A 22,319-nucleotide genomic window follows, 5' to 3' on the forward strand; every position below is an offset into this window, starting at 1 on the left:
CGCACACACGGCCCCGCTCTCCTTCGGGAGGGCGGGGCCGTACGCCGTTCAATGGCGTTTCACCCGGACGCCGGGTACCGGAGAGGTCGGCGGGCGCACGCTCGGGTCGATCGTCACGGTCAGCCGTGTCCGGTACGGGTCGCGGGCCAGGGTCGGCAGTCCGAGCGCGTGCTCGTCCGCCGTGCGGCACGCGCGCAGTTGCAGTCGGCGCAGCCGGTCCAGCGCGCCGATCGGCCCCAGGTCGCGGGGCAGCCGGCAGTTGAACAGATTCAGCACGCTCAGCCGGGGCGGCGCGCTCTCCAGCGTGGGCAGCCACGCACTGAGATCGAAGTGGTACAGCGTCAGGTGTGTCAGCCGGGTCAGGCGCGCGAGCCCGGACAGGCCTCGTGGGGTGCCGCTGCCCTGGAGCGCCAGTGACGTCCAGTCCGTGCGCTCCAGCAGCGGCCCCAGGTCGGTGTCCTCGTCCAGCCTGCCGAGCCCCAGACCCACCAGGCCGGCCGGCATCGGGAGCGTCTCCAGCGGCGGCACCGAGGCCCAGTCCTGGAGCTGGAGGTTGTGCAGCGAGGTCAGGCCGCGCAACGGGCCGACGTCCAGCAGCGGAAGATGCTCGCCGCCGCCGACGACGAGATTGCGCAGGGTCGGTCGTCGGGCGAGCGGCGAGAGGTCGTTGTCCCCGCGCAGTTGCGGCACCCACAGCCAGTCCAGCTCTCCCAGGGCCGAGGTGGCGGCGAGTCCGTCCGTGAACTCGTAGCCGATCCACACCCGCCGCGCCTCCTTCAGTCGCTGCGCCGCGGGCCACTGGGCGGGATGCGTCACCTGGAGGAGCAGCTCCTCCAGGGGGAGCCGGGGCAGTACCCGCTCCGCGTACTCGTCGGGGTCGAAGTACTCCCACGCGTCGACGAGTTCCTTCTGTACGTCCTCGCTCGCGCCCTCCGCGTACCCGGCCAGCAGCTCCAGTGCTCCCTCGCCGCCGACCAGGGCCGCGGTCCGCACGGTGGTGCGCGCCGCCCGCTCCGACAGGCGCTCCAGCGTCCGGGGCAGCCGACGCACGAGCGCGGGTCCCACCGAGGCCAGCGACCCGGCTTCCGAGCTTCGCCGGGGCGGCACCAGGGCGTCCAGCGCCTCGTCCAGCCTCCGTGCCAGGTCGTCGGGCACCGTGCTCATCGTCTCCAGACAGGCCGCCGCCAGCAGCCGCAGACGCCGAGTGTGCCGCGGCTCGGTGTCGGCCCGGTCCAGGATGCCCGCCACGAGCTCCCGGCGCTGTCGCAGATTCGCGTGCCCCGCCGCCATGACGATCGTCTCGCGCCAGAGGTCGAGGTGGGCCCGCTCGACGAGGTTGCCCATGTTGTCCTCGTCGGCCGCGTCCTGCGCGGCGAGGTACTCCTGGAAGGTGCGGTGCACGAAGTCGACCCGGCCCTCGACGGGGGAGCGCAGCACCCCCGACCTGGCCACCAGGTGGTCCAGGACGGCGGTCCTGTCGACGCCGTCCAGGTGCCGCATCGACGTCATCCGGGAGGCCACGAAACGGCGGGCCTGGTCGGTCGGGATCTCCGTGCGGTTGTTGTCGGACAGCCGCCAGGCCAGGTCGCGCAGCACACACAGCTTGTCCGGCAGGGTGAGCGGACCGGCCTCCGCGCTGGGCACCCGCCGGTCCGCGTCCCGATGCTGGACCAGTGTCTCCAGGGCGATCTTGTACAGCTCCATGCGGTTGCGCGGCAGTTGTCGGCCCTTGCTCAGATGCAGGGCGCAGATCAGCGCGGCCAGCAGGGGATTGGTTGCCAGGGACTGCAGATGCGGTCTGTCCTGGAGGCTGGTCAGCAGCGAGCGTTCGTAGTGCGGAAGTTCTTCCACGGAGCAGGGAAGTTCGTCCCCCTGCTCGCGCACCGCCGCATGCCACTGGCGGACGAACGCGGTGAGGTCCGCCGGGGTCATCCGCTCCAGCTGGTAGACCGTGAAGCCCTCCGTGCGCAGCCAGTCCACCCGAGCCGCCGCCGGCCGGGAGGTGACGACCACGCGCACGTCCGGGTACGCGTGCAGCAGCCGGCGCAGCCACTCGCGGACCGCGCTCCGCTCCACGGCCAGCAGTTCGTCCACCCCGTCGACGAGAAGCAGCACCCGCCCGTCCCGCAGCATCCGGTCCGTCCACCCCTTGGGCATGTGGCCGGTGAGCGGGCCCGCGACGCCGTCCAGCAGTGCCTCGGGCAGCGGCAGCCCCCGTCCGGCGTACCGGCGCAGTTTCACCAGGACCGGGACGAGCCGGTTCCACTCCCCGAGCGGTCCCCGGAAGGCGCTGCGGGCCGCCATGACCGCGAGCCACTGCATCAGGGTGGTCTTGCCGGACCCGGCCTCGCCGCGCAGCAGGACCCGGGACGCGCCCCCGAGCGCCTTCTCCACCCGCATTCCGGTGCCCTCGGCCTCCTCCCAGGCACGCAGTCCTCGGCGCAGCGGGGGCCGTCCGCCGGCGGTCCTGCGACGCCGTCCGTCGTCCGACGTGGCCCGCATGCTCACGTAAGCCACCGAGAGCTTCGCCCGGGTCACCTGCTCCGAGGCGAGCCGGAACAGCTCCACCTCGTCCAGTGAGCGGCTCACCAGTTCCAGGTACTCGCGAAGGAACGCGGTGTCCTCGTCCGTGCCCTCGGGCGCGTACAGCGACCGGGTCGGTAATCGCTCCAGGACCCTGGCGAGCTCCGCCCCGAGCGAGGTCGTACGGCCGAGCAGTTCGGTCAACGCGCGTTCGGAGAACACGGGCAGTCGGCGGAGGATGCGTACATAGCAGTCGCAGCACTCGGCGAACAGCAGGTCGTAGTAGCGCTCGCCGGCCTCGCCCAGTCCGACGGGCCGCGGCGCGTCGCGCCGGATGCGGCGCGCCAGCTCGGCCGCGTCGGCGTCCGACGCGAGCACCGACTCGTCCGACAGGTCTGCGTGCCGGAAGGTGTCCATGACACCGTGCGCGGCGGCCAGCCGTTCGTTCTCGGCCAGGCCCTGGAACTCGTGCGCCAGCAACGGCTCCATGCGGGCCGCCACCGCGTCCGCGATCTCCTCGAACTGCCGCTCCACACTGCGCTGGGAACGCAGCCCGGGGATCCGGAGCCGGACGAGCTCCGACATCCCCGTCAGCCGTTCCTGCTCGCTTCTGCGCCCGCCCAGCCACAGCCGAACCGCACTCGTCGCGACCGTCTGTCCGAGCCGCAGCGCGGCCACCTCGACGCTCATGCGCGCCCCCGTCGTCCCCCGGTTCCTGAAGAATTTCAGTGTGGCAGCGGGGTACGACAAAGGGGCCCTCTCCGCAGGGAAAGGGCCCCTTCGGTGAGGTCGGTCTGCTAGCGCAGCCGAGCCATCAACGCATGCTCCACGAGAGTGATCAGCGCGGACTTCGCGTCAGCGCGATGCCGGGCGTCCGTCGTGATGATCGGGGTGTCCGGGCCGATCTGGAGCGCCTCGCGCACCTCGTCCGGGTTGTACGGCTGCTGGCCGTCGAAGCCGTTCAGGGCGATCACAAAGGGAAGCCCCGAGTTCTCGAAGTAGTCGACAGCGGGGAAGCAGTCGGCAAGGCGCCTCGTGTCGACGAGGACGATCGCACCGATGGCACCGCGGACCAGGTCGTCCCACATGAACCAGAAGCGGTCCTGGCCCGGCGTACCGAAGAGGTACAGGATCAGGTCCTGGTCCAGGGTGATGCGGCCGAAGTCCATGGCGACCGTGGTGGTCGTCTTGTCCCCGGTGTGGGTGAGGTCGTCGATGCCGGCCGACGCGGACGTCATCACGGCCTCTGTGCGCAGCGGGTTGATCTCCGAAACGGCCCCGACGAACGTGGTCTTGCCCACGCCGAAGCCACCCGCCACCACGATCTTCGCCGAGGTGGTGGAGCGGGAAGGACCGCCGCTAGAGCTTGCGAAGTCCACTGAGCACCCTTTCGAGCAGTGTCACGTCTGGCTGGCCGCCGGCGTTCTCGTCGCCGCCGGGCTGATGGATGGCGACCAGGCCCGCCTCCGCCAAGTCGGCGACGAGGATCCTGGCCACGCCGAGAGGGATCGTCAGGAGCGCGGAGATTTCCGCTACCGACTTGATTTCCCGGCAGAGGTTGCAGATCCGCTGATGCTCGGGCAACTGGCCCTGCATCTGGTGCGGCTGCGCGGTGGTGTGCACCAGCGCCTCGATGGCGAGCTGGTAGCGCGGGCGAGTCCGGCCGCCGGTCATGGCGTACGGACGCACCAAGGGGTTGTTCGACGCCCCAGCGGGCGCCGGCTCAGAGCGTCGCTGCGGCTGCACGGGCTGGATGCGCGGGGCCGGCGGCTGGTCGTACGGCGAAGGACCGGGACCCTGCGGGCCCTGGGGCGCGTACGGCTGCTGCCGATGGCTGGGTGCGGAGGGGAAGTTGTAACGGTTCGGGTTCTGGCCGTCGTTCGGACCCTGGCCGGGTCCGTAGGACCAATTGCCAGATGAACCGCCTGGGGGTGTTGCCACTTTCTCTCCTCCTCCGACTGCGCCGGGCACCCATCAAACTGTGGAGCCGCGTCCCGAAACCTTACGGCCCCGGGACGCCAAAACGCACCGTCTGTCTGTCAGTTGAGCAGGCTGCCCTGGAGCTCCGCACGCAGATCGGGCGTCAGGACCGTTCCGGCACGGTCCACCAGAAGAGCCATCTCGTACCCGATGAGGCCGATGTCCGCCTCCGGATGTGCGAGAACCGCGAGCGACGAACCGTCGGAGATGGACATGATGAACAGGAATCCCCGCTCCATCTCCACAACGGTCTGGTTCACGCTGCCGCCCTCGAAAATGCGCGAGGCACCGGCGGTCAGCGAGGTCAGACCGGAGGCGACGGCCGCAAGCTGGTCGGCTCGGTCGCGCGGAAAGCCTTCGGACATCGCCAGAAGGAGTCCGTCGGCGGAGACCACCACCGTGTGGGACACCCCCGGGGTGTTGTCCACGAAGTTGGTGATCAACCAGTTCAGGTTCTGCGCCGCCTGGCTCATCGGGCTCACACTAACGCTCCTGGTTGTAGGTGCTGTCAGAACCGAAGCCCTGACCGTTCGTTTCACTGCCTGCGTTGCGGCCCCGCTGGACCCCGCGGCGCAGGTTGCTCAGCCTGCCCCGGACGTCCTCGGGGGCGCGGGAGACCGATGGGCCCCCCTGCGGGGTGGATTCGGCGGCTCCCTCGACCAGGTTGGCCTTGGGTACCCGCCGCGGCAGACCGGAGGAGGTGACCCCGCCCGCCTTGGGCTTCCGGAGCTGGGAGGCCTGCTGCCACCGCGCGTCGTTGGCCGAGCGCCAGATGTCGCCGCCGCCGTTGCTCTCCGGCGCGGAGGCCGGCGACTCCTGGTTCGCGTGCCGCGTACCGTTCGAGCCGTTCGCGCTGCTCCCGGTGGAGCCACGGCGGGGGAGCCCGGCGTCGGTCAGCTCGTGACCCTTGGTGGCGGGGGCCGGCCCCGGACGGTCGAAGCCTACGCGGTCGCGCTCACTCACGTCAGCGGCCTGCACAGATTCCGTTTCCGGAGCGTACTGGTCCGCGTAACCGCCCCGGTAACCGTCCGGTTGCGGCCAGTCATCCTGGTAGCGGCGCTCCTCGAAGCCCGAGAAGGTCTCCGGGGCGGCCGCGTGCACCGCCGCGGGCTCCTCCTGGACCGGCTCCGCATACCCCGGCTCGGGGTAGCCGCCGTTGGTGGAGAACAGGTCGTTCTGGGGCAGGCCGCCGTTCTGCGCGAAGTACGGCTCGTCGTACGCCGGGCGCTTCGGCTCCTCGTACGACGTCTGCCGCTGCTCCTCGTACGGCGCCTGCTGAGCCTCCTCGTACGACGTCTGCTGGTCGTATCCGGCGGGCTGCTGCTCCGGGAAGCCGTTCCTGCTGCTGTCGTAGCCGTTCTGCTGGGCGCTCTGGGGACCGTCGAACGCCTCGGTGTACGACGGGTCCGGGCCCTGCAGGGCCGCCGGCTGGTCCTGGTTCTGGGCCTCCAGGGCCGCGCGGCGCTCCTCACGCATCAGGGAGCGGCCGACCGGGTCCAGTTCGCGGATGTCGTCCGGGACCTCGGAGTAGCGGCTGTCGTCGAAGCCCAGCTCCGCGGCCGTACGCATGGGCAGACCGTTGTTGAAGTCCTCGCCCTGGTACTGCTGCTCCGGCATGATCTGCGAGACGGTGAACTCGTCGTTGGCCGGCTGGTGCTCGCCGCCACCGCCGTGGGTGATCGCGTCGGGCAGCATGACCAGCGAGGTGGTGCCGGCCTGCTCGCCCGAGGGGCGCAGCTGGACCCGGATGCCGTGCCGGTCGGACAGCCGGCCGACCACGAACAGACCCATGCGCTGCGAGATCGCGGCGTCCACGGTCGGCGGGTTGGCCAGCTTGTGGTTGATGTCCGCGAAGTCCTCGGCGGTCAGGCCGATGCCCTTGTCGTGGATCTCGATCATGATGCGGCCGTCGGGGAGACGGGTCGCGGTGACGCGGACCTTGGTCTGCGGCGAGGAGAACGTGGTGGCGTTCTCCAGGAGCTCGGCGAGCAGGTGCACGAGGTCGGTGACCGCGCGGCCGTGGATCTCGGCCTCCGGGACGCCGGACAGCTCGATGCGCTCGTACTGCTCCACCTCGGAGGAGGCGGCACGGAGCACGTCGACCAGCGGGACCGGCTGGTCCCAGCGGCGGCCGGGCTCCTCGCCGGCGAGGACCAGGAGGTTCTCGCCGTTGCGGCGCATACGGGTCGCGAGGTGGTCCAGGCGGAAGAGGTTCTCCAGCTGGTCCGGGTCGGCCTCGTTGTTCTCCAGGTCGGTGATCAGGGTCAGCTGGCCCTCGATCAGCGACTGGTTGCGCCGGGACAGGTTGGTGAAGATCGCGTTGATGTTGCCCCGCAGCAGGGCCTGCTCGGAGGCGAGCCGGACGGCCTCGCGGTGGACCTGGTCGAAGGCGCGGGCGACCTCGCCGATCTCGTCCTTGGTGTTGATCGGGATCGGCGCGACCCGGGTGTCGACCCGGCCGGGGTCGGTGCGCGAGAGCTGGTCGACCAGCATCGGCAGGCGCTGCTCGGCGATGCCGAAGGCGGCGTTGCGCAGCTGGCGCATCGAGCGGGACATCTGGCGGGCCACGGCACCGGCCAGGATGAACGCGAGGAGCAGGGCGACCACGACGGCGGCACCCACGATGAAGGCGTCCCGCTTGGCGTCGTCGGCGATGCTCGCGGCCTCGTTCACCGCGGTGTCGGCCAGATCGGTCTCGATCTGACGGTAGGCGTTGTACTTGAGGGTGTTGACCGCCCACCAGTTCTCGGCGGTGATGCCGTCCTTGGCGAGCGACTCACGGGCGCTCTGGTCCATCGACGGCAGCTGGGCGAGGCTGGAGACCATCTCCGTCGGGTTGGACGGCGGCGGCACGTAGTTCGGGTTCTTGGCGGCGGCCTCCTTGGCCAGCGCCACGCCCTCCGTCTGGATCTGCTTCTTCGCCGTCTCCAGCTTCGCCGCGTCGGCCTCGGTGCCACCGCCGACGTACTCCTCGACGGCGATGCCCTCCAGGTACGCGTACGAGGACAGGGCGACCTTCTGGCTGGCGAAGCTGCTCAGCCCCGGGCCCGGCTTGATCAGCAGGTGCATGCCGATGGAGCGCTGGAGCGACAGGGCCGCCTTGGTGAGCTCGATGGCGTAGACCGTACGGCCGTAGCTGGTGATGTTTCCGGTGCCCAGACCGAGCTCGTTGGCGAACTCGGTCAGCGGGTGCGCGACCTGGGTGTAGCCCTCCTCGGTCTTCACCCCGGTGAGCTTGGAGGAGGTGTAGGCGCCGGCGCGCAGCGTCTGGAGGCTGCCCTCGCCGTCCCGGAACAGCTTGAGGCGGCGCTCGAGGCCCGCCTTCTGCGGCATGTTCTGGGCGGCGGCGTCGAAGTCGTCCGCGGCCTCGTCGGTCTTCTTGCGGGCGGCGACGACCGTGGCGTTGTCCTGCCCCTGGCCGCTCAGCAGCGGGGCGGCGGTGCTGTCGCGCTCGTTGTAGAGGGCGTCGGCGTAGCTGAGGGCGGCCCGCACCAGACGCGCGGTGTTCTCCGCGTCCTCGGCCTCCCGCCAGGTGTCGATCGAGCTCTTCACCTGGAAGCCGCCCATGACGAGGCCGACGATCACGGGTATGAGCAGGATCGCGTTCAGCCGGGTCGGCACCCGCCAGTTGCGCGGGGAGAAACGACCACCGCTCGACGGCGGCGCGGCCGTCGGTTCCGGACCGGACACAGGGGCGGGCGCCGCTCCGCGCGGCGGCGGGGTGAAGTTGCCCCGGGCCGACGGCTCGGGACCGTTCTTGCTTCGCCTCACTCGACCAACAACCTCTCGGAGGGGTCGGCACCTACGTTGTGCCGCAGTCTCTCAGAGCCCAGTGCGTCATCGACTAGTGAGTACGTCTTTGACTATTGGGCAGTTCAGGCATTCCAGCACGACGGCCTGCGCACCTCCAAACATTGGTACGCGGGGATTCCGAGTGATGTAAGCCCCAGATAAAACGGTCATAAAGAGCGAGCCCCGTCAAAAGACGGGGCTGTTGTGAGCGCAGCGAGACCGGTTGGCAACCACGCGTGGCCGTACCACCCGATTCCTCTGCCGAAACGTTATGAACACCGGGGCCGACCGTGTCCAAGGCCACAGCCGGCTCCGGTACATCTACGACAACTGCCGTATGACGCTGTTGATTTGGGAGCTGCTCGACACGCCTTGAGGGCGTTACCGCAGACGTGCCATCAGGGCGTGCTCGACCAGCGTGATCAGGGCACTCTTGGCGTCCGAACGGTGCCGGGCGTCCGTGGTGATGATCGGGGCGTCCGGCCCGATCTGCAGGGCCTCGCGCACCTCCTCGGGAGCGTACGGCTGGTGCCCGTCGAAGCCGTTGAGGGCCACGACGAACGGCAGGCCGCTGTTCTCGAAGTAGTCGACCGCGGGGAAGCAGTCGGCGAGCCGCCGGGTGTCGACCAGGACCACCGCGCCGATGGCGCCGCGGACCAGGTCGTCCCACATGAACCAGAAGCGGTCCTGGCCCGGCGTACCGAAGAGGTACAGGATCAGGTCCTGGTCGAGCGTGATGCGGCCGAAGTCCATGGCGACCGTGGTGGTCGTCTTGTCCCCGGTGTGGGTGAGGTCGTCGATGCCCGCGCTCGCGGACGTCATCACGGCCTCGGTACGCAGCGGGTTGATCTCGGAGACCGCTCCCACGAACGTGGTCTTGCCCACGCCGAAGCCACCCGCCACCACGATCTTCGCGGAGGTGGTGGCCCGTCCCGCGTCAGAGCTTGCGAAGTCCACTGAGCACCCTTTCGAGCAGCGTCACATCGGGCGCGCCGCCGTTGTTCTCGTCGCCGCCCGGCTGGTGGATGGCCACCAGGCCGGCCTCGGCGAGGTCCGCGACGAGGATCCGAGCCACACCGAGCGGCATGGCGAGCAGCGCCGAGACCTCGGCGACCGACTTCACCTCACGGCACAGGTGGCAGATGCGCTGGTGCTCGGGGAGGAGCCCCATCAGCGCCGCCGGGTCGGCCGTGGTGCTGATCAGGGCCTCGATGGCGAGCTGGTAGCGCGGCCGGGTCCGGCCACCGGTCATCGCGTACGGACGTACCAGCGGCTGGTCGCCCTCATCCTCGTACGGCTCCGCGTACGGATCATGAGAGGCGGTGGGCGGGGTCATGAATCCTCCGGGCGGGACAGCAAGTCGGTAGGGCAAGCCGTCTGGTGAGGCCGGTGGGGGGATTGTGGCGGCCGGACGGTGGTTTGGTGAGACGGGTGGATCCGGGGCGGGTCAGTGGAGCAGACTGCCTTGCAGCTCGGCTCGCAGATCGGGCGTGAGCACGGCGCCCGCGCGGTCGACCAGCAGTGCCATCTCGTATCCGACAAGGCCGATGTCGCATTCGGGGTGGGCGAGGACCGCGAGCGAGGAACCGTCCGAGACGGACATGAGGAAGAGGAACCCCCGCTCCATCTCCACCACGGTCTGGGCGACGCTGCCGCCCTCGAAGATCCGTGAGGCACCCGCGGTCAGCGAGGTGAGTCCGGACGCGACGGCCGCCAGCTGGTCGGCACGGTCGCGCGGGAAACCCTCGGACATCGCCAGCAGGAGACCGTCGGCGGACACGACGACGGTGTGGGACACCCCGGGGGTGTTGTCCACGAAGTTGGTGATCAACCAGTTGAGGTTCTGTGCCGCCTGGCTCATCGGGCTCAACTAACGCTCCTGCTGGTGAGTGGGGTTCGGGAAGCTGCCCGTCTGGCCGTTGCCGCCGACCTGACGACCTTGCGCGATACCCCGACGGAGATTGGTCAGCCGACCGCGTACGTCGTCAGGCGCACGCGAGACCTGCGGACCGGTTTGGTGCTGTTGCTGCTGTGCGGTACCCGGGACGAGGTTCGCCCTGGGCACCCGGCGCGGCAGACCGGAGGTGGTGACACCGCCCGCGGCCGGCTGCCGGACGCGCTCCGCCTGCCGGACGAGGTCGTCGTTCGGCGAGGAACGCCAGGCCGCGGAGGCCGTGGGCCGCTGCGGAGCCGCAGCGGAACTCTGGGGGGCCGGAGCCTGCTGCGGCGGACGCGGGGCCGAGGCGGGGGAGGATCCGTTGCCGCCCGCCTGCTGTCCCTGGCCCTGACCGCCGTGGAACCAGTTGGTCTCCAGCGTGTCGTACAACGGCGTACGGCCGTCACCGGGGCCCGAGGCCGGGGGCAGCGCCTCCGGCTCCTGGCGGACCGGCCGCTGCTGCGGACGCGGCGGCATGGGCGGCCGCGGGGCGCCGAAGTCGGAGCCGTTGGTCCCCGGCCGCTCGAACTGGCCGGTGTGCGCGGGGTCCTGGCGGCCGGGCAGGGAGTGCTGCCCGGTGGAGCTGCCGTCGAAGCCCGGCACGGCGAACTGACCCGTCGAACCGCTGTCGTACGTTCCCGGACCCGGGTACTGCCCGGTGCCGCCGTTCTGCCCGGACGGGGTACCGAAGACGTCCGAGCGGACGAACTGACCCGTGTTCTGCTGGGAGTTCGTGTCCGGACGGGGGAACTCGCCCGTGTCCTGGGGGCTGTTCGAGCCGGGTCGCGGGAACTGTCCCGTGTTCTGCGGGGCGTTCGCACCCGGCCGCGGGAAGTCGTTCTGCGGGGCGTTCGCACCGGGCCGCGGGAACTGGCCGGTGTTCTGCGGGGCGTCGAAGTCCGGGCGGGGGAACTCCGAGGTGGCGGCAGGGCTCTGGTGCTCCTCGATCCGCGGCATGCGGGAGGTGGCCGCCGGGTCCTGCTCGTCATGGCCGCGCGGGACGTCGAGGGAGGCACGCGGCACCGGCGGCTGCGCGTTCTCGTCGCTCCAGCTGGGCGTGCGGGGCTGGTTGCCGCCCGGCAGCTCGGCCCGCGGACCACCGCGGCCCGGCAGCTGCGGCCGACGGCGCCGGCCCTGCTCGGGAGCCTGGCCGCCCTTCGGGGCCTGCGCCTGCGGGGGTACGGGGTTCCGGGAGCCGAAGGCGTCCTGGCCGGCGCCGAACGAGTTCTGTCCGCCGAAGGAGTCCTGGCCGCCGAAGGCGTCCTGAGCGCTGAAGGCGTCCTGGCCCGGCCCACCGGTGCCCGCGGCCTGGAGGCCCTGCGGGGCACCCGGCGCCTGGCCACCGAACCCGGCGCCCGCCGGAGCGGGCCGGCCCTGCGCGGGCGCACCCGGACCCTGCGGTCCGCGCGAGCCGCCCGGCGCACCGGGACGACCGCCCTGACCACTGCCGGGCAGCGCGGCCCGCGGTCCCTGACCGGAGTTGAGCCGCCCACCCGAGGGGGCGCCGGCACCGAGGGCGCCACCGCCCGCGCCACCGGGCGCACCGCCGAGGGCGCCACCGCCCTGGCCGTTGCCGCCACGGCGGGCCGCGGCCACACCGGCGGCGGCCTGCGCGGCCGACGGCGCGGCGGGAGCACCCTGACCGGGCTTGGGCTGGGGCTTCTTGCCGCCCTGGGCGACGTCGACGGGCAGCATGACCAGCGCGGTCGTACCACCGGAGTCGGACGGGCGCAGCTGGATGCGGATGCCGTGGCGCTGCGACAGACGACCGACCACGAAGAGGCCCATGCGTCGGGAGACCGAGACGTCCACGGTGGGCGGCGAGGCGAGCCGCTCGTTGATCGCCGCGAGGTCCTCGGGGGAGAGGCCGATACCGGTGTCGTGGATCTCGATCAGCACACGCCCGTCGGGCAGCGCGTGACCGGTGACCTTGACCTTGGTCTGCGGCGAGGAGAACGAGGTCGCGTTCTCCAGCAGCTCGGCGAGCAGGTGCACGAGGTCGTTGACCACGCGGCCGGCCACTTCGGTGGTCGGTACGGCGGCCAGCTCGATGCGCTCGTACTGCTCCACCTCGGACGCGGCGGCGCGGAGCACGTCGACCAGCGGGACCGGACGGGTCCAGCGACGGCCGGGCTCTTCACCGGCGAGAACCAGAAGGTTTTCACCGTTCCGGCGCATACGGGTCGCGAGGTGGTCGAGCTTGAACAGCGAGGACAGCTGGTCCGGGTCGGCCTCGCGGGACTCCAGTTCGGAGATGAGCGAGAGCTGACGCTGGATGAGGCCCTGCGAGCGGCGCGAGAGGTTGGTGAACATCGCGTTGACGTTGCCCCGCAGAAGGGCCTGCTCGGCGGCGAGGCGGACCGCCTCGCGGTGCACGTCGTCGAAGGCCGCGGCCACGCGGCCGATCTCGTCCCGGGAGTGCACACCGACCGACTCGACGGAGGTGTCGACGTCCTGCGGGTCCGACTCGGAGAGCTGCTTGACCAGCTCGGGCAGCCGGTCCTGGGCGACCTTGGTGGCGGTCTCCTGGAGCCGGCGCAGCGAGCGGATCATGGACCGGGCGACGACGAAGGCGCCGACCAGGGAGACACCCAGCACGATCAGGATCAGCGCACCGGCGATGATCGCGTCGCGCTCGGTGGCGCTGCGCAGCTCGCGGGCCTTCTGCTCCATGTCCTCGAGCAGCGTGTGCTCGATGTTGCCCATCTGCTGGATCTTGGTCGAGCTGTCGTCGACCCAGTCCTTGTACGAGCGCCGGTCCAGGTCGGCCAGGCCCTCGGGGCGGCCGAAGGCACGGCTGGCGTACTGGTCGGACGCCTCGATGGTGGAGTTGCCGTCCTCGATGGGCTTCAGAAGCTCCTCGGCGTCGTCGTCGCCGTAGATGCTCCGGAAGCTGCTGAGTTCGGACTCCTCGCTGTCGAGGGCGCCCTGGGCGTACAGCCGGTCGTTCTCGGTGAGGTTGCCGAGGGAGGTGTTGTTGGCCGGCAGGGCCGCGGCGAGGACCGCGCGCTGGATCGACGCGTACTCCTTGGCGGAGGAGAAGGCTGCCAGGGCACGCGTGCGCTGGATCATGTCCGGGTTGCTGGTGGCCTCGGCCATGTCCTGGGAGAGGTCCAGCAGGTGGGTGATCAGGCGGTGGTAGGACTCCACCGTCTGGGTGGCGTTGCCCTTGGTGTCGTAGGCGTCGCTGCGGATCTTGTTCAGCGTGTCCAGGTCGCGGACCAGGCCCACGAGGCTGTCACGGACGCCCTGGAGGTTGCCGTCCTTGCTGGAGGTGTCGATGTCCTCGGCGGCGTTGATGAAGTTGGTCGCGGCCCGGTCGGTCTTGTCCCGGTAGCCCTTGACCGTGATGTTGCTCGCCGTGGAGTCGTGCGCCAGCGGTCCGGCCGACTGGTCGCGCTCCTCCTGGAGGGCGGCGGCCAGCTCGGTGGCCTGCTTGGTCATCTCCGTCAGCAGCTTCATGTTGTCGAGCTGCTGGATGTCGTCCATGGAGTCGTTGATGCGCAGCGCGCCCAGCGAGGTGGCCGCCACCACGGGGAGCGCGAGCAGCGACACCAGGCGCGTGGAGATACGCCAGTTGCGCAGTGCTATTCGCGATCCCGGGCCGCTCGGGCCCTTCGGGGGCTTCACCGGCGGTGTGGCCGGTGCCGCCGGGCCCGAGGACGCCGACGAGCCGAGGCGGCCGGGTCCGGACGCGCCGTCGGCGGACGGTGCCGGGCCCGGGTTCTGGGCGTGCTGGGGGGAGGAACTGCCGACATTGGGGCCAGTCCCGCCGTGCCGCTCCGGCTCGGCCGAAGCGCTGCCATCCCTCTTGAAACGTCCCTGCACTAGCGTCGCAACCTCTGGACCAGGCGCTCCTCCGCAGGACGGCGGAGCACGGTGTCGGCGTTGTGGGGAGCGCCCTGAATGCGCGCCCCGGGTGGTCGTGAGTGACCGGCGCTGGCTCCCCCTTACTCACCGCCGCTCGGCGCTTCTCTGCGCCCCCTGTGCGCCGGTTCGATCCCGCGGCGGTCCGTGGAATTCCAGCACAGTGCCGGATCTCCAACAAGGTCCGAGGGTCAGACCGTGACCTACGTGACACCAAGTGAGGGCTGTGTCACCGGCCGTGGAAAGCGTTCTGGTGGAAAACGGACATGACCCCGCGAGTCACCTCGCCGTCAAGGGTGTCCCAGTCGCCATGATCAGGAGCGGAATGATGGCTTCAGGGAGTCAATGTCCGTTTCGTTGGGGTGGGTTGAGGCTGGGAATTGTCCGAATTGCCCACACGTCAGTGAGCAAACTCACACGCCGATCATTGAGTCTCCGTGGCGTGCGAGGGGAATGGCGCGCTTAGCCTGACGCTTTACAGGAGCGAGGCTTCTGTCGAACCCACCACTACCCGAGGTCGAGTACAACCGTGAAGACGACGATGATGTTCCGCAACATTGCCAACCCGCGGCGCACGACGCTGGTGCACGTCAAGGACGCCGGCGAACTGCACACCCCGGAGCAGCCGGAGCACGCGCTCGATCTCCCGGCCCAGACCGCCAACCCGCGGCGGACGGTCCTGATGGAGATCCCGGTCTCCGCAGCCGCAGAGTAGTCGACGAGGCCCAGCGGCCGCACAAGGGGCTCCCCGGTCACCCGGGGAGCCTTCTTCGTGTCAGGAGCCGGCCAGGATCTTCCGGGCCGCGCGCAGTTTCTTCTCGTGCAGTTCGCCCAGTTTTCCCAACGCTTCGGCATTGGCCTTGATCATGTCCTTCTGGATCGAGGACTCCGCGGCGAACCAGACGTCCGGGAGCCCGGTCCTCTCCTTGCAGGAGACATCGGCCACGGCGGTCTTCTTCTCGGTGTCCGACACCTTTCCCCGAAGGAAGGCGGGCGTGTCCAGCGCGTCCATGGGGGAGGTGTACGCATATCCCTCCTCCTTCATGCAGGAAGACCATTTCCCGAAGACTGTCCGGACTTCCGGGACCTTCTGGGAATCCTCGTAGCTCGCCGTCGAAATGCGGCTCGCCACTTCCGCTCCGGCTTTGTCCTCGTACGGTTTACGGAATCCGAGAATCGCGGCGCCCAGGCAGCCCTCGGCCGGTACCTTCTTTCCTCGGTATGTCAGTTCCGTGGAGTCCGCTCCGAGGGACCGGCTTCCGTACAGGACCTTGGTCTGGTCCTTCGTGAGTTTCGCCGTCGGCGTCTCCCGCTGCGGCGGCATCCGGTATCCGTAAAGCTCCGCGCTCTCCCTGTCCGTCAACCCGTACCGGCGATCCTCTGTCTCGGCCGGGGCCGTATTCTTCGTCGGCTCATAGGCGAGTCCGAAGTCCTTCATGCAGTCACGGGCCAGGACCTGCTCGGCCGCCCGGATCACCTCGTAATCGGCGTCGCTGTAGCTGTACACGGCGAGCGGCAGCCGGAAGGTGTAGCTCTTCCGCCCCGGTGACGACAGGCTCGGGCTCGCCTCCGGTGCCGAGGGGGAGCCGCTGGAGGGGCTCTCGGCCGACGGCTCGTGCGAGGTGCAGCCGACCAGCAGCGTGAGGAACAGGACGGGGATCGCCAAACGTCTCATGAGTCCAGATGTCTCTTGGATCCCCGCGCGGAGCAGATCACTCCGCGCGGGGCGGTGCGCTGTTTCCCTACAGGTGGCGGGTCAGTTCCACTTGTAGCAGTTCGTGCCGTTCCGGTTGAAATCGAAAGAGGCGTTCTCGTTGTACGTCTTGGCGAGCTTGTTGGTGTCGGCCAAGGGCGCGAACGTGTCGCAGGCACCGCCGTAGTTGCTGTTGAAGAAGACCGTGGCGATGTGGTCGACGCTCGCGTTCCAGAACGACGCGGCGTTGTTCTTCACGGTCTGTCCCTTACCGCTCCCGGAGGACAGGAAGTTGTACCCCGCGAGGTTGGAGACACCGTCGTCCGTGAAAGCGGTGTGCGACCCCGACAGGCCACTGTTGTAGTAGAAGACGGCGCAGTCGTTCGCCCACGTGGGACAGCTCTCTCTGGCCTCCGCGTGCGCCATCGGGGCCACACCCAGAACCGCTACGGCCGCAGCCGGAACCGCCATTGCCAGAGAAAGGACCTTACGCTTCGACTTCATGGATTCCCCTCGTTTGTGAATGCGCCGAGTGGCATTCGCGGAGATCACCCTAAAGAGGATGAAGCGATCACGACAAGCGATTTCTGGCCACTGGAGTGGCCGGGGACTGCCGGGTGTGCCCGGCCCGCAGCCCCACCCGGAGCCTCGCCCGGAGACCCGCTCGCCCGACCGGCGGCGGAGAGCCCGGACCGGTTAGCCTGGAGCGTCCAGAGTCGGCTGTCGCACCCACCAGCCGGCCCACGCACGCACAGTTCTCAGTGAGGGGCGCCCAGATCCCGTGCGCATCGCCAGATTCTCCATCGACGGGAACGTCGCCTTCGGCGCGGTCGAGGGCGACAAGCCGGACGAACTCGTCCTCGACATCATCAAGGGAATCCCGTTCGCGGACTTCGAGCTCTCCGGTACGAAGGTCCCGCTGAGCAAGGTGCGGCTGCTGCCCCCGGTGCTCCCCAACAAGGTCGTGGCGTACGGCCGTAACTACGCCGACCACGCCAAGGAGCTGGGCAACGAGGTCCCGGACGTCCCCTTCGCCTTCTTCAAGCCGTCCACCTCGGTGATCGGCCCCGGCGACGACATCCAGTACCCCTCCTTCTCCGCGGACGTCCACCACGAGGCCGAACTGGCCGTCGTCATCGGCCGCATGTGCCGCGAGGTCCCCCGCGAGCGTGTCAAGGACGTGATCTTCGGCTACACCTGCGCCAACGACATCACCGCGCGCGATGTCCAGAAGCGCGAGAAGCAGTGGGCGCGGGCCAAGGGCTTCGACACCTCCTGCCCGCTGGGCCCCTGGGTGGAGACCGGCCTGGACCTGGAGACGGCCGCCGACCTGACGATCCAGCTCACCGTCAACGGCGAGCAGCGCCAACTCGGCCGCACCAGCGAGATGATCCACTCCATCGAGGACCTGATCGTCAACATCTCCGAGGCCATGACGCTGCTCCCCGGCGACGTGATCCTCACGGGCACCCCGGCAGGCGTCGGGCCGCTCACCGTCGGCGACGAGGTCGCCGTCACCATCGAAGGCATCGGCACTCTCACCAACAAGGTTGTCAAGCGTGGCTAGCGCACCCGTCCGCGTACGTTTCTGCCCCTCGCCCACCGGTAACCCCCACGTGGGCCTGGTCCGCACCGCCCTGTTCAACTGGGCCTTCGCCCGGCACCACCAGGGCACGCTCGTCTTCCGCATCGAGGACACCGACGCGGCCCGCGACTCCGAGGAGTCGTACCAGCAGCTGCTCGACTCGATGCGCTGGCTGGGCTTCGACTGGGACGAGGGCCCCGAGGTCGGCGGCCCGCACGCGCCGTACCGCCAGTCGCAGCGGATGGACCTCTACAAGGACGTCGCCGCCAAGCTGCTGGACGCCGGCCACGCCTACCACTGCTACTGCTCCCAGGAGGAGCTGGACACCCGCCGCGAGGCCGCCCGCGCCGCCGGCAAGCCGTCCGGCTACGACGGCCACTGCCGCGACCTGAGCACCGAGCAGGTCGAGGAGTACCAGGCCCAGGGCCGTACGCCGATCGTCCGCTTCCGCATGCCCGACGAGACGATCACCTTCACCGACCTGGTCCGCGGTGAGCTGACGTTCACCCCGGAGAACGTCCCGGACTACGGGATCGTACGAGCGAACGGCGCGCCCCTCTACACGCTGGTCAACCCGGTCGACGACGCGCTGATGGAGATCACGCACGTCCTGCGCGGCGAGGACCTGCTGTCCTCCACCCCGCGCCAGATCGCCCTCTACAAGGCGCTGATCGAGCTCGGCGTCGCGAAGTCGGTGCCCGCCTTCGGCCATCTCCCGTACGTCATGGGCGAGGGCAACAAGAAGCTCTCCAAGCGTGACCCGCAGGCCTCGCTCAACCTCTACCGGGAGAAGGGCTTCCTGCCCGAGGGCCTGCTCAACTACCTGTCCCTGCTCGGCTGGTCGCTCTCGGCGGACAAGGACATCTTCGGCACCGACGAGCTGGTCGCGGCCTTCGACATCGCGGACGTGAACCCCAACCCGGCGCGCTTCGACCTGAAGAAGTGCGAGGCGATCAACGCCGACCACATCCGGCTGCTGGACGTGAAGGACTTCACGGAGCGCTGCGCGCCCTGGCTGAAGGCCCCCTTCGCGCCCTGGGCACCGGAGGACTTCGACGAGGCCAAGTGGCAGGCGATCGCCCCGCACGCCCAGACCCGCCTCAAGGTCCTCTCGGAAATCACCGACAACGTCGACTTCCTCTTCCTCCCCGAGCCGGTCTTCGACGAGCCGTCCTGGACGAAGGCGATGAAGGAGGGCAGCGACGCGCTGCTGAGGACCGCCCGCGAGAAGCTGGAGTCCGCCGACTGGGCCTCCCCGGAGTCCCTCAAGGAGGCCGTCCTGGCGGCCGGCGAGACCCACGGCCTCAAGCTCGGCAAGGCCCAGGCCCCGGTCCGCGTGGCCGTCACCGGCCGCACGGTCGGCCTGCCCCTCTTCGAGTCCCTTGAGGTCCTGGGCAAGGAGACGACCCTGGCGAGGATCGACGCGGCGCTGGCGAAGCTGGCCGCGTAGCGCACACGTGTGTGGAGGGGCGGTGGCCGTGGCGGCCGCCGTCCCTCGGCGTTGTCAGTGGGGCGCACTAGGGTTCCGGCATCGCACTCAAGATCCGGAAGGGCCCCGTCATGCCGATGTCGCCTCGTGACTACACCTGGCTGTTCACCCCGGGCAGCACGTTCGCCTACGAGTCCGGGCAGACCGGCGTCATCCACGTGACCGACGGCGGGATGCTCGACCTGCCCACCGGACGGGTCGTCGCCTGCGACCCCTTCGTCTACCTCGGGTCCGGGGACATAGAGCCGTTCACCGTCACCGTCGCCCCCGGCCGCTACCGCGTCGAGGCGGCCGTCGCGACCCTCACCCGCCCCGACGAGCCCCCGGCCGAGCGCCCCCACCGCCGGGTGGCGGCGGCCCGCCTGGTGATCAGCGACGAGCCCACCGCGACCTGGGAGTTGGCCCTCCAGCCGGAGCAGGATCTCGCCGAGCTCAAGGACGACGAGTTCTTCGGCTACGGCGTCGACGCCGGCACCGGCTGCTTCTACGACGCCTCGGCCGAGGAGGCCTTCCCCGGCACCGAGGAGGAAGAGGGGCCGCTGTGGGAGGCCTTCGAGAACAGCGACTGGTCGCAGGGGCCCCACCTGGTCACCTCCACCTCCACCGGCCACACCCTGGCCGCGTTCACCTCCGGCTGGGGCGACGGCTTCTACCCCACCTGGATCGGGCGTTCGGCGTCCGGCGAGGTCACCTGCTTCCTCACGGACTTCTTCGTCGCCCCCGACCCCTCCTGAGCCCCCACGATCCGCGGACGCGGCCCCCGACACCGGGTTACCGTCGGGTCATGAGCATTCGGGCCGTGGTCTGGGACGTCGACGACACCCTCTTCGACTACACGGGAGCCGACCGCATGGGGATGCGGCTGCATCTCGATGCCGAGGGGCTGCTGGGGGCGTACGAGAGTGTCGAGCAGGCCATCGCGCGGTGGCGGGCGGTCACCGATGCGCAGTGGGCGCGCTTCTCGGCGGGGGAGGTCGACTTCCCGGGGCAGCGGCGGGAGCGGGTGCGGGTGTTCCTCGGCCAGGAGCTGAGCGACGGGGAGGCCGACGCCTGGTTCCAGCGCTACATCGCGCACTACGAGACCGCCTGGGCCCTCTTCCCGGACGTCCTGCCCGCCCTGGACGCCCTCGCCGCCAGCCACCGGCACGCGGTGCTGTCCAACTCCAGCATCCACGTCCAGGACCACAAGCTCCGCGTCCTCGGCGTCCACGACCGCTTCGAGGTCATCCTGTGCGCGGCCGAGCTGGGCGTCTCCAAGCCCGAGGCCGGCGCCTTCCTCGCGGCCTGCGACGCCCTGGAGCTGGATCCGCACCAGGTGGCGTACGTCGGTGATCACCCGGAGATCGACGGACGGGGCGCCGCGGACGCCGGACTGCTCTCGGTCTGGATCGCCCGCGAGGGCCCGTACGCGACCGTCGAGGCGCCCGACGGCACCCACCGGATCGCCTCCCTCGCCGAACTCCCCACGATCCTCGGCTCGGATACCCGTTTTGGAGCCCCGTCCACCTTCGGGTAATGTTCTTCCTGCGCCGCCGGGGAGCGGGCCGAAAGGCCGGGAACCGGAGGAGCAGAACTAGAACAAGATCCCCGCAGGGGCTTGCGTTCCAGTGGCCTATGGTGTAATTGGCAGCACGACTGATTCTGGTTCAGTTAGTCTTGGTTCGAGTCCAGGTAGGCCAGCTCGCAGAGCTTATCTGCGCAGCGGAGATCAACTCCGTGAAGCCCCCGTTGTGTAGCGGCCTAGCACGCTGCCCTCTCAAGGCAGTAGCGCCGGTTCGAATCCGGTCGGGGGTACAGATCCTTCCCGGAGGGTCAGTCAGGGTCGCACCCACTGACTCTCATGCAGGATCGCTAGGGCCCCCGTTGTGTAGCGGCCTAGCACGCCGCCCTCTCAAGGCGGTAGCGCCGGTTCGAATCCGGTCGGGGGTACGCACTGGTCTAAACCACATTGGTCTATGGTGTAATTGGCAGCACGACTGATTCTGGTTCAGTTAGTCTTGGTTCGAGTCCAGGTAGACCAGCTCGGACCTGCGGCGATGTAGTTCCACACGCTTGCAGGCTCCACGCCCCCGTTGTGTAGCGCCCTAGCACGCCGCCCTCTCAAGGCGGTAGCGCCGGTTCGAATCCGGTCGGGGGTACGAGATGAAGGCCCTTCGCTTCGGCGGAGGGCCTTCGTTGCGTCCGGGCTCACTCGAAGCCGTACCTGCGCGCCGACTCCTCCTCCTGTGCCAGCCGGTGCAGCGCCTGGAGCGCCGGTTCGTTGAGGATCGCCCCCAGGACCGCGAACTCGACCCGCTCCCCTCCCGACGGGAGCGCTTCCAGGGAGTCCAGGTCCAGGATCGCCGTCCGCTGCATCAACTCGGCGTACGGCGCGAGCTGTTCGGCTCCCCAGTCGTAGCCGAGCCGGCGGAACGCGGCCACTGCCACGACCAGCGAGCGATACGCGGGGGAGATCGTCGTGAGCTGCTTGGCGTTCTCCCAGCCGAGCCGGTCCAGGAGTGCGCCGACCTCCCGGTGCGCCGCCTGTACGTACTCGTCCTCCGCGTCCGGCTCCGGGACCTGCGGCAGCGCCCACAGGGCCGCGCCGAGCCGGATCGTACGGCCCAGCGAGTCGTCGTCGACATGCCCCAGGACCTCGCGGACCGTCGCCACCGGGAGCCGGCCCACCTGGATCATGGCGCGCACCAGCCGCAGCCGCCGCAGATGCTCCTCGTCGTACTCCGCCGTCGTCGCGTTGATCTGGCGGCCGGGCGCCAACAGGCCTTCGCGCAGGTAGTACTTGATCGTCGCGGTGGACACCCCGCTGCGTTCGCTGAGTTCGGCCAGCCGCATCTCTTGTGCCCTTCCTCGGATAACGGCACTATCCAATCAGTCGCACTCGGATAGTGCAGCTCACCAACGAGGGGGTCCCGTGTCCGGGAAGTTCGGAAAGAAGGTCGCCGCGGGTCGTACCACCGCCGCGGCCGAGGGGGACGTGGTCGTCCTGTTGATCGGCATGCGGATCAATCACTTCTGGGCCGTGCACCACTGGGTGCCGGTCCTGCTCGCCATGCCGAGGATGCTGCGGGAGCTGGCGCGGGCGCCGGAGCGGGGGTTGCTCTCGCACGTCCTGCTGACGGCTTCACCGCGGACGTACTACGTCGTCCAGTACTGGGAGTCGAAGGAGAAGCTGTACGCCTACGCGCACTCGCCGGAGATGTTCCACCACCGTGCCTGGTCGATCATCAACCGCAAGGAGAAGGCGGGGAAGGTCCGGCAGCACGTGGGGCTGTGGCACGAGGCGTACGTGGTCCCGGAGGGCGCCTACGAGTCGATCTACGCGGACATGCCGGCGTTCGGATTGGCGGCGGCGCACGGTCAGGTACCGGTGGAGCGGCGAGGGCGGACCGCGAGGGAACGGTTCGCTCACAAGTCCGGACGTGTAGCTCCGTAAAGGGGCGCGGGGAACTGCGCG

At 69.7% G+C, this 22,319-nt stretch carries 18 protein-coding genes and 5 tRNA genes; 11 read left to right on the top strand and 12 right to left on the bottom strand.

Annotated features, from left to right (window positions below; translation table 11 throughout):
• Positions 1–48 precede the first annotated feature (48 nt).
• The 9 genes from AC2XR2_RS31425 to AC2XR2_RS31465 all read right to left on the bottom strand — a co-directional run bounded on the left by AC2XR2_RS31425 (position 49) and on the right by AC2XR2_RS31465 (position 14,059).
• Complete coding sequence (locus tag AC2XR2_RS31425; protein ID WP_491516895.1) at positions 49–3,213, bottom strand: NACHT domain-containing protein; 3,165 nt, start codon at positions 3,211–3,213, stop codon at positions 49–51.
• 107 nt (positions 3,214–3,320) lie between these two features.
• On the bottom strand, positions 3,321–3,902 hold the full coding sequence (locus AC2XR2_RS31430) for a GTP-binding protein (protein WP_009314218.1): 582 nt from the start codon (positions 3,900–3,902) through the stop codon (positions 3,321–3,323).
• Positions 3,883–4,464: a DUF742 domain-containing protein gene (locus AC2XR2_RS31435; protein ID WP_330264255.1), complete on the bottom strand. Its 582-nt coding sequence runs from the start codon at positions 4,462–4,464 to the stop codon at positions 3,883–3,885. The genes AC2XR2_RS31430 and AC2XR2_RS31435 overlap by 20 nt, the downstream gene beginning before the upstream one ends.
• 98 nt (positions 4,465–4,562) lie before the next feature.
• Complete coding sequence (locus tag AC2XR2_RS31440; protein WP_004983065.1) at positions 4,563–4,976, bottom strand: roadblock/LC7 domain-containing protein; 414 nt, start codon at positions 4,974–4,976, stop codon at positions 4,563–4,565.
• Positions 4,977–4,986: 10 nt separating this feature from the next.
• Entirely contained in the window at positions 4,987–8,274 is a 3,288-nt protein-coding gene (locus tag AC2XR2_RS31445) for a sensor histidine kinase (protein ID WP_381298706.1), read from the bottom strand.
• Positions 8,275–8,676: 402 nt separating this feature from the next.
• On the bottom strand, positions 8,677–9,252 hold the full coding sequence (locus AC2XR2_RS31450; protein WP_007384912.1) for a GTP-binding protein: 576 nt from the start codon (positions 9,250–9,252) through the stop codon (positions 8,677–8,679).
• Positions 9,233–9,631 carry a DUF742 domain-containing protein gene (locus tag AC2XR2_RS31455; protein WP_003973454.1) on the bottom strand — a complete coding sequence of 133 codons (399 nt, stop codon included), beginning with the start codon at positions 9,629–9,631 and terminating at the stop codon, positions 9,233–9,235. Before AC2XR2_RS31455 ends, AC2XR2_RS31450 begins: the two co-directional genes overlap by 20 nt.
• Before the next feature lie 111 nt (positions 9,632–9,742).
• The gene (locus AC2XR2_RS31460; RefSeq protein ID WP_003993189.1) at positions 9,743–10,156 is read right to left on the bottom strand and encodes a roadblock/LC7 domain-containing protein; all 414 of its coding nucleotides are present in this window, start codon (positions 10,154–10,156) and stop codon (positions 9,743–9,745) included.
• A 9-nt stretch (positions 10,157–10,165) separates the two neighbouring features.
• Positions 10,166–14,059 (bottom strand): nitrate- and nitrite sensing domain-containing protein, encoded by a 3,894-nt coding sequence (locus AC2XR2_RS31465; RefSeq protein WP_449353160.1) that lies wholly within the window; start codon positions 14,057–14,059, stop codon positions 10,166–10,168.
• A gap of 568 nt (positions 14,060–14,627) precedes the next feature.
• Between AC2XR2_RS31465 and AC2XR2_RS31470 the strand changes: the two genes are divergently transcribed.
• On the top strand, positions 14,628–14,813 hold the full coding sequence (locus AC2XR2_RS31470; protein WP_330264252.1) for a hypothetical protein: 186 nt from the start codon (positions 14,628–14,630) through the stop codon (positions 14,811–14,813).
• A gap of 60 nt (positions 14,814–14,873) precedes the next feature.
• Here AC2XR2_RS31470 and AC2XR2_RS31475 read toward each other — a convergent pair whose 3' ends face one another.
• Positions 14,874–15,773: a hypothetical protein gene (locus AC2XR2_RS31475; RefSeq protein WP_491516896.1), complete on the bottom strand. Its 900-nt coding sequence runs from the start codon at positions 15,771–15,773 to the stop codon at positions 14,874–14,876.
• An 81-nt stretch (positions 15,774–15,854) separates the two neighbouring features.
• Positions 15,855–16,295 (bottom strand): hypothetical protein, encoded by a 441-nt coding sequence (locus tag AC2XR2_RS31480; RefSeq protein WP_381298700.1) that lies wholly within the window; start codon positions 16,293–16,295, stop codon positions 15,855–15,857.
• A gap of 277 nt (positions 16,296–16,572) precedes the next feature.
• Between AC2XR2_RS31480 and AC2XR2_RS31485 the strand changes: the two genes are divergently transcribed.
• The 9 genes from AC2XR2_RS31485 to AC2XR2_RS31525 all read left to right on the top strand — a co-directional run bounded on the left by AC2XR2_RS31485 (position 16,573) and on the right by AC2XR2_RS31525 (position 21,003).
• Positions 16,573–17,358: a fumarylacetoacetate hydrolase family protein gene (locus tag AC2XR2_RS31485; protein ID WP_330264249.1), complete on the top strand. Its 786-nt coding sequence runs from the start codon at positions 16,573–16,575 to the stop codon at positions 17,356–17,358.
• Positions 17,342–18,826, top strand: a complete 1,485-nt coding sequence (gene gltX, locus AC2XR2_RS31490; RefSeq protein WP_491516897.1) for a glutamate--tRNA ligase — start codon at positions 17,342–17,344, stop codon at positions 18,824–18,826. Before AC2XR2_RS31485 ends, gltX begins: the two co-directional genes overlap by 17 nt.
• 110 nt (positions 18,827–18,936) lie before the next feature.
• The gene (locus tag AC2XR2_RS31495; RefSeq protein WP_491516898.1) at positions 18,937–19,599 is read left to right on the top strand and encodes a DUF4241 domain-containing protein; all 663 of its coding nucleotides are present in this window, start codon (positions 18,937–18,939) and stop codon (positions 19,597–19,599) included.
• A gap of 50 nt (positions 19,600–19,649) precedes the next feature.
• The gene (locus AC2XR2_RS31500; protein WP_330264246.1) at positions 19,650–20,381 is read left to right on the top strand and encodes an HAD family hydrolase; all 732 of its coding nucleotides are present in this window, start codon (positions 19,650–19,652) and stop codon (positions 20,379–20,381) included.
• A gap of 92 nt (positions 20,382–20,473) precedes the next feature.
• Positions 20,474–20,545: transfer RNA gene (locus AC2XR2_RS31505), tRNA-Gln, on the top strand.
• Positions 20,546–20,586: 41 nt separating this feature from the next.
• Positions 20,587–20,659 (top strand) — tRNA-Glu (locus AC2XR2_RS31510).
• Positions 20,660–20,721: 62 nt separating this feature from the next.
• Positions 20,722–20,794, top strand: a tRNA-Glu gene (locus AC2XR2_RS31515).
• A gap of 20 nt (positions 20,795–20,814) precedes the next feature.
• A tRNA-Gln gene (locus tag AC2XR2_RS31520) sits at positions 20,815–20,886 on the top strand.
• 44 nt (positions 20,887–20,930) lie between these two features.
• Positions 20,931–21,003, top strand: a tRNA-Glu gene (locus AC2XR2_RS31525).
• A 49-nt stretch (positions 21,004–21,052) separates the two neighbouring features.
• On the opposite strand, the gene AC2XR2_RS31530 is transcribed toward AC2XR2_RS31525, so the two are convergent.
• The gene (locus AC2XR2_RS31530) at positions 21,053–21,697 is read right to left on the bottom strand and encodes a MerR family transcriptional regulator (RefSeq protein ID WP_491516899.1); all 645 of its coding nucleotides are present in this window, start codon (positions 21,695–21,697) and stop codon (positions 21,053–21,055) included.
• A gap of 79 nt (positions 21,698–21,776) precedes the next feature.
• Here AC2XR2_RS31530 and AC2XR2_RS31535 point away from each other — a divergent pair, with 79 nt between their 5' ends.
• Complete coding sequence (locus AC2XR2_RS31535) at positions 21,777–22,298, top strand: DUF4188 domain-containing protein (protein ID WP_381298690.1); 522 nt, start codon at positions 21,777–21,779, stop codon at positions 22,296–22,298.
• Positions 22,299–22,319: the final 21 nt, after the last annotated feature.

The sequence above is a fragment of the Streptomyces sp. LS-MS-L19 genome (assembly GCF_058382285.1).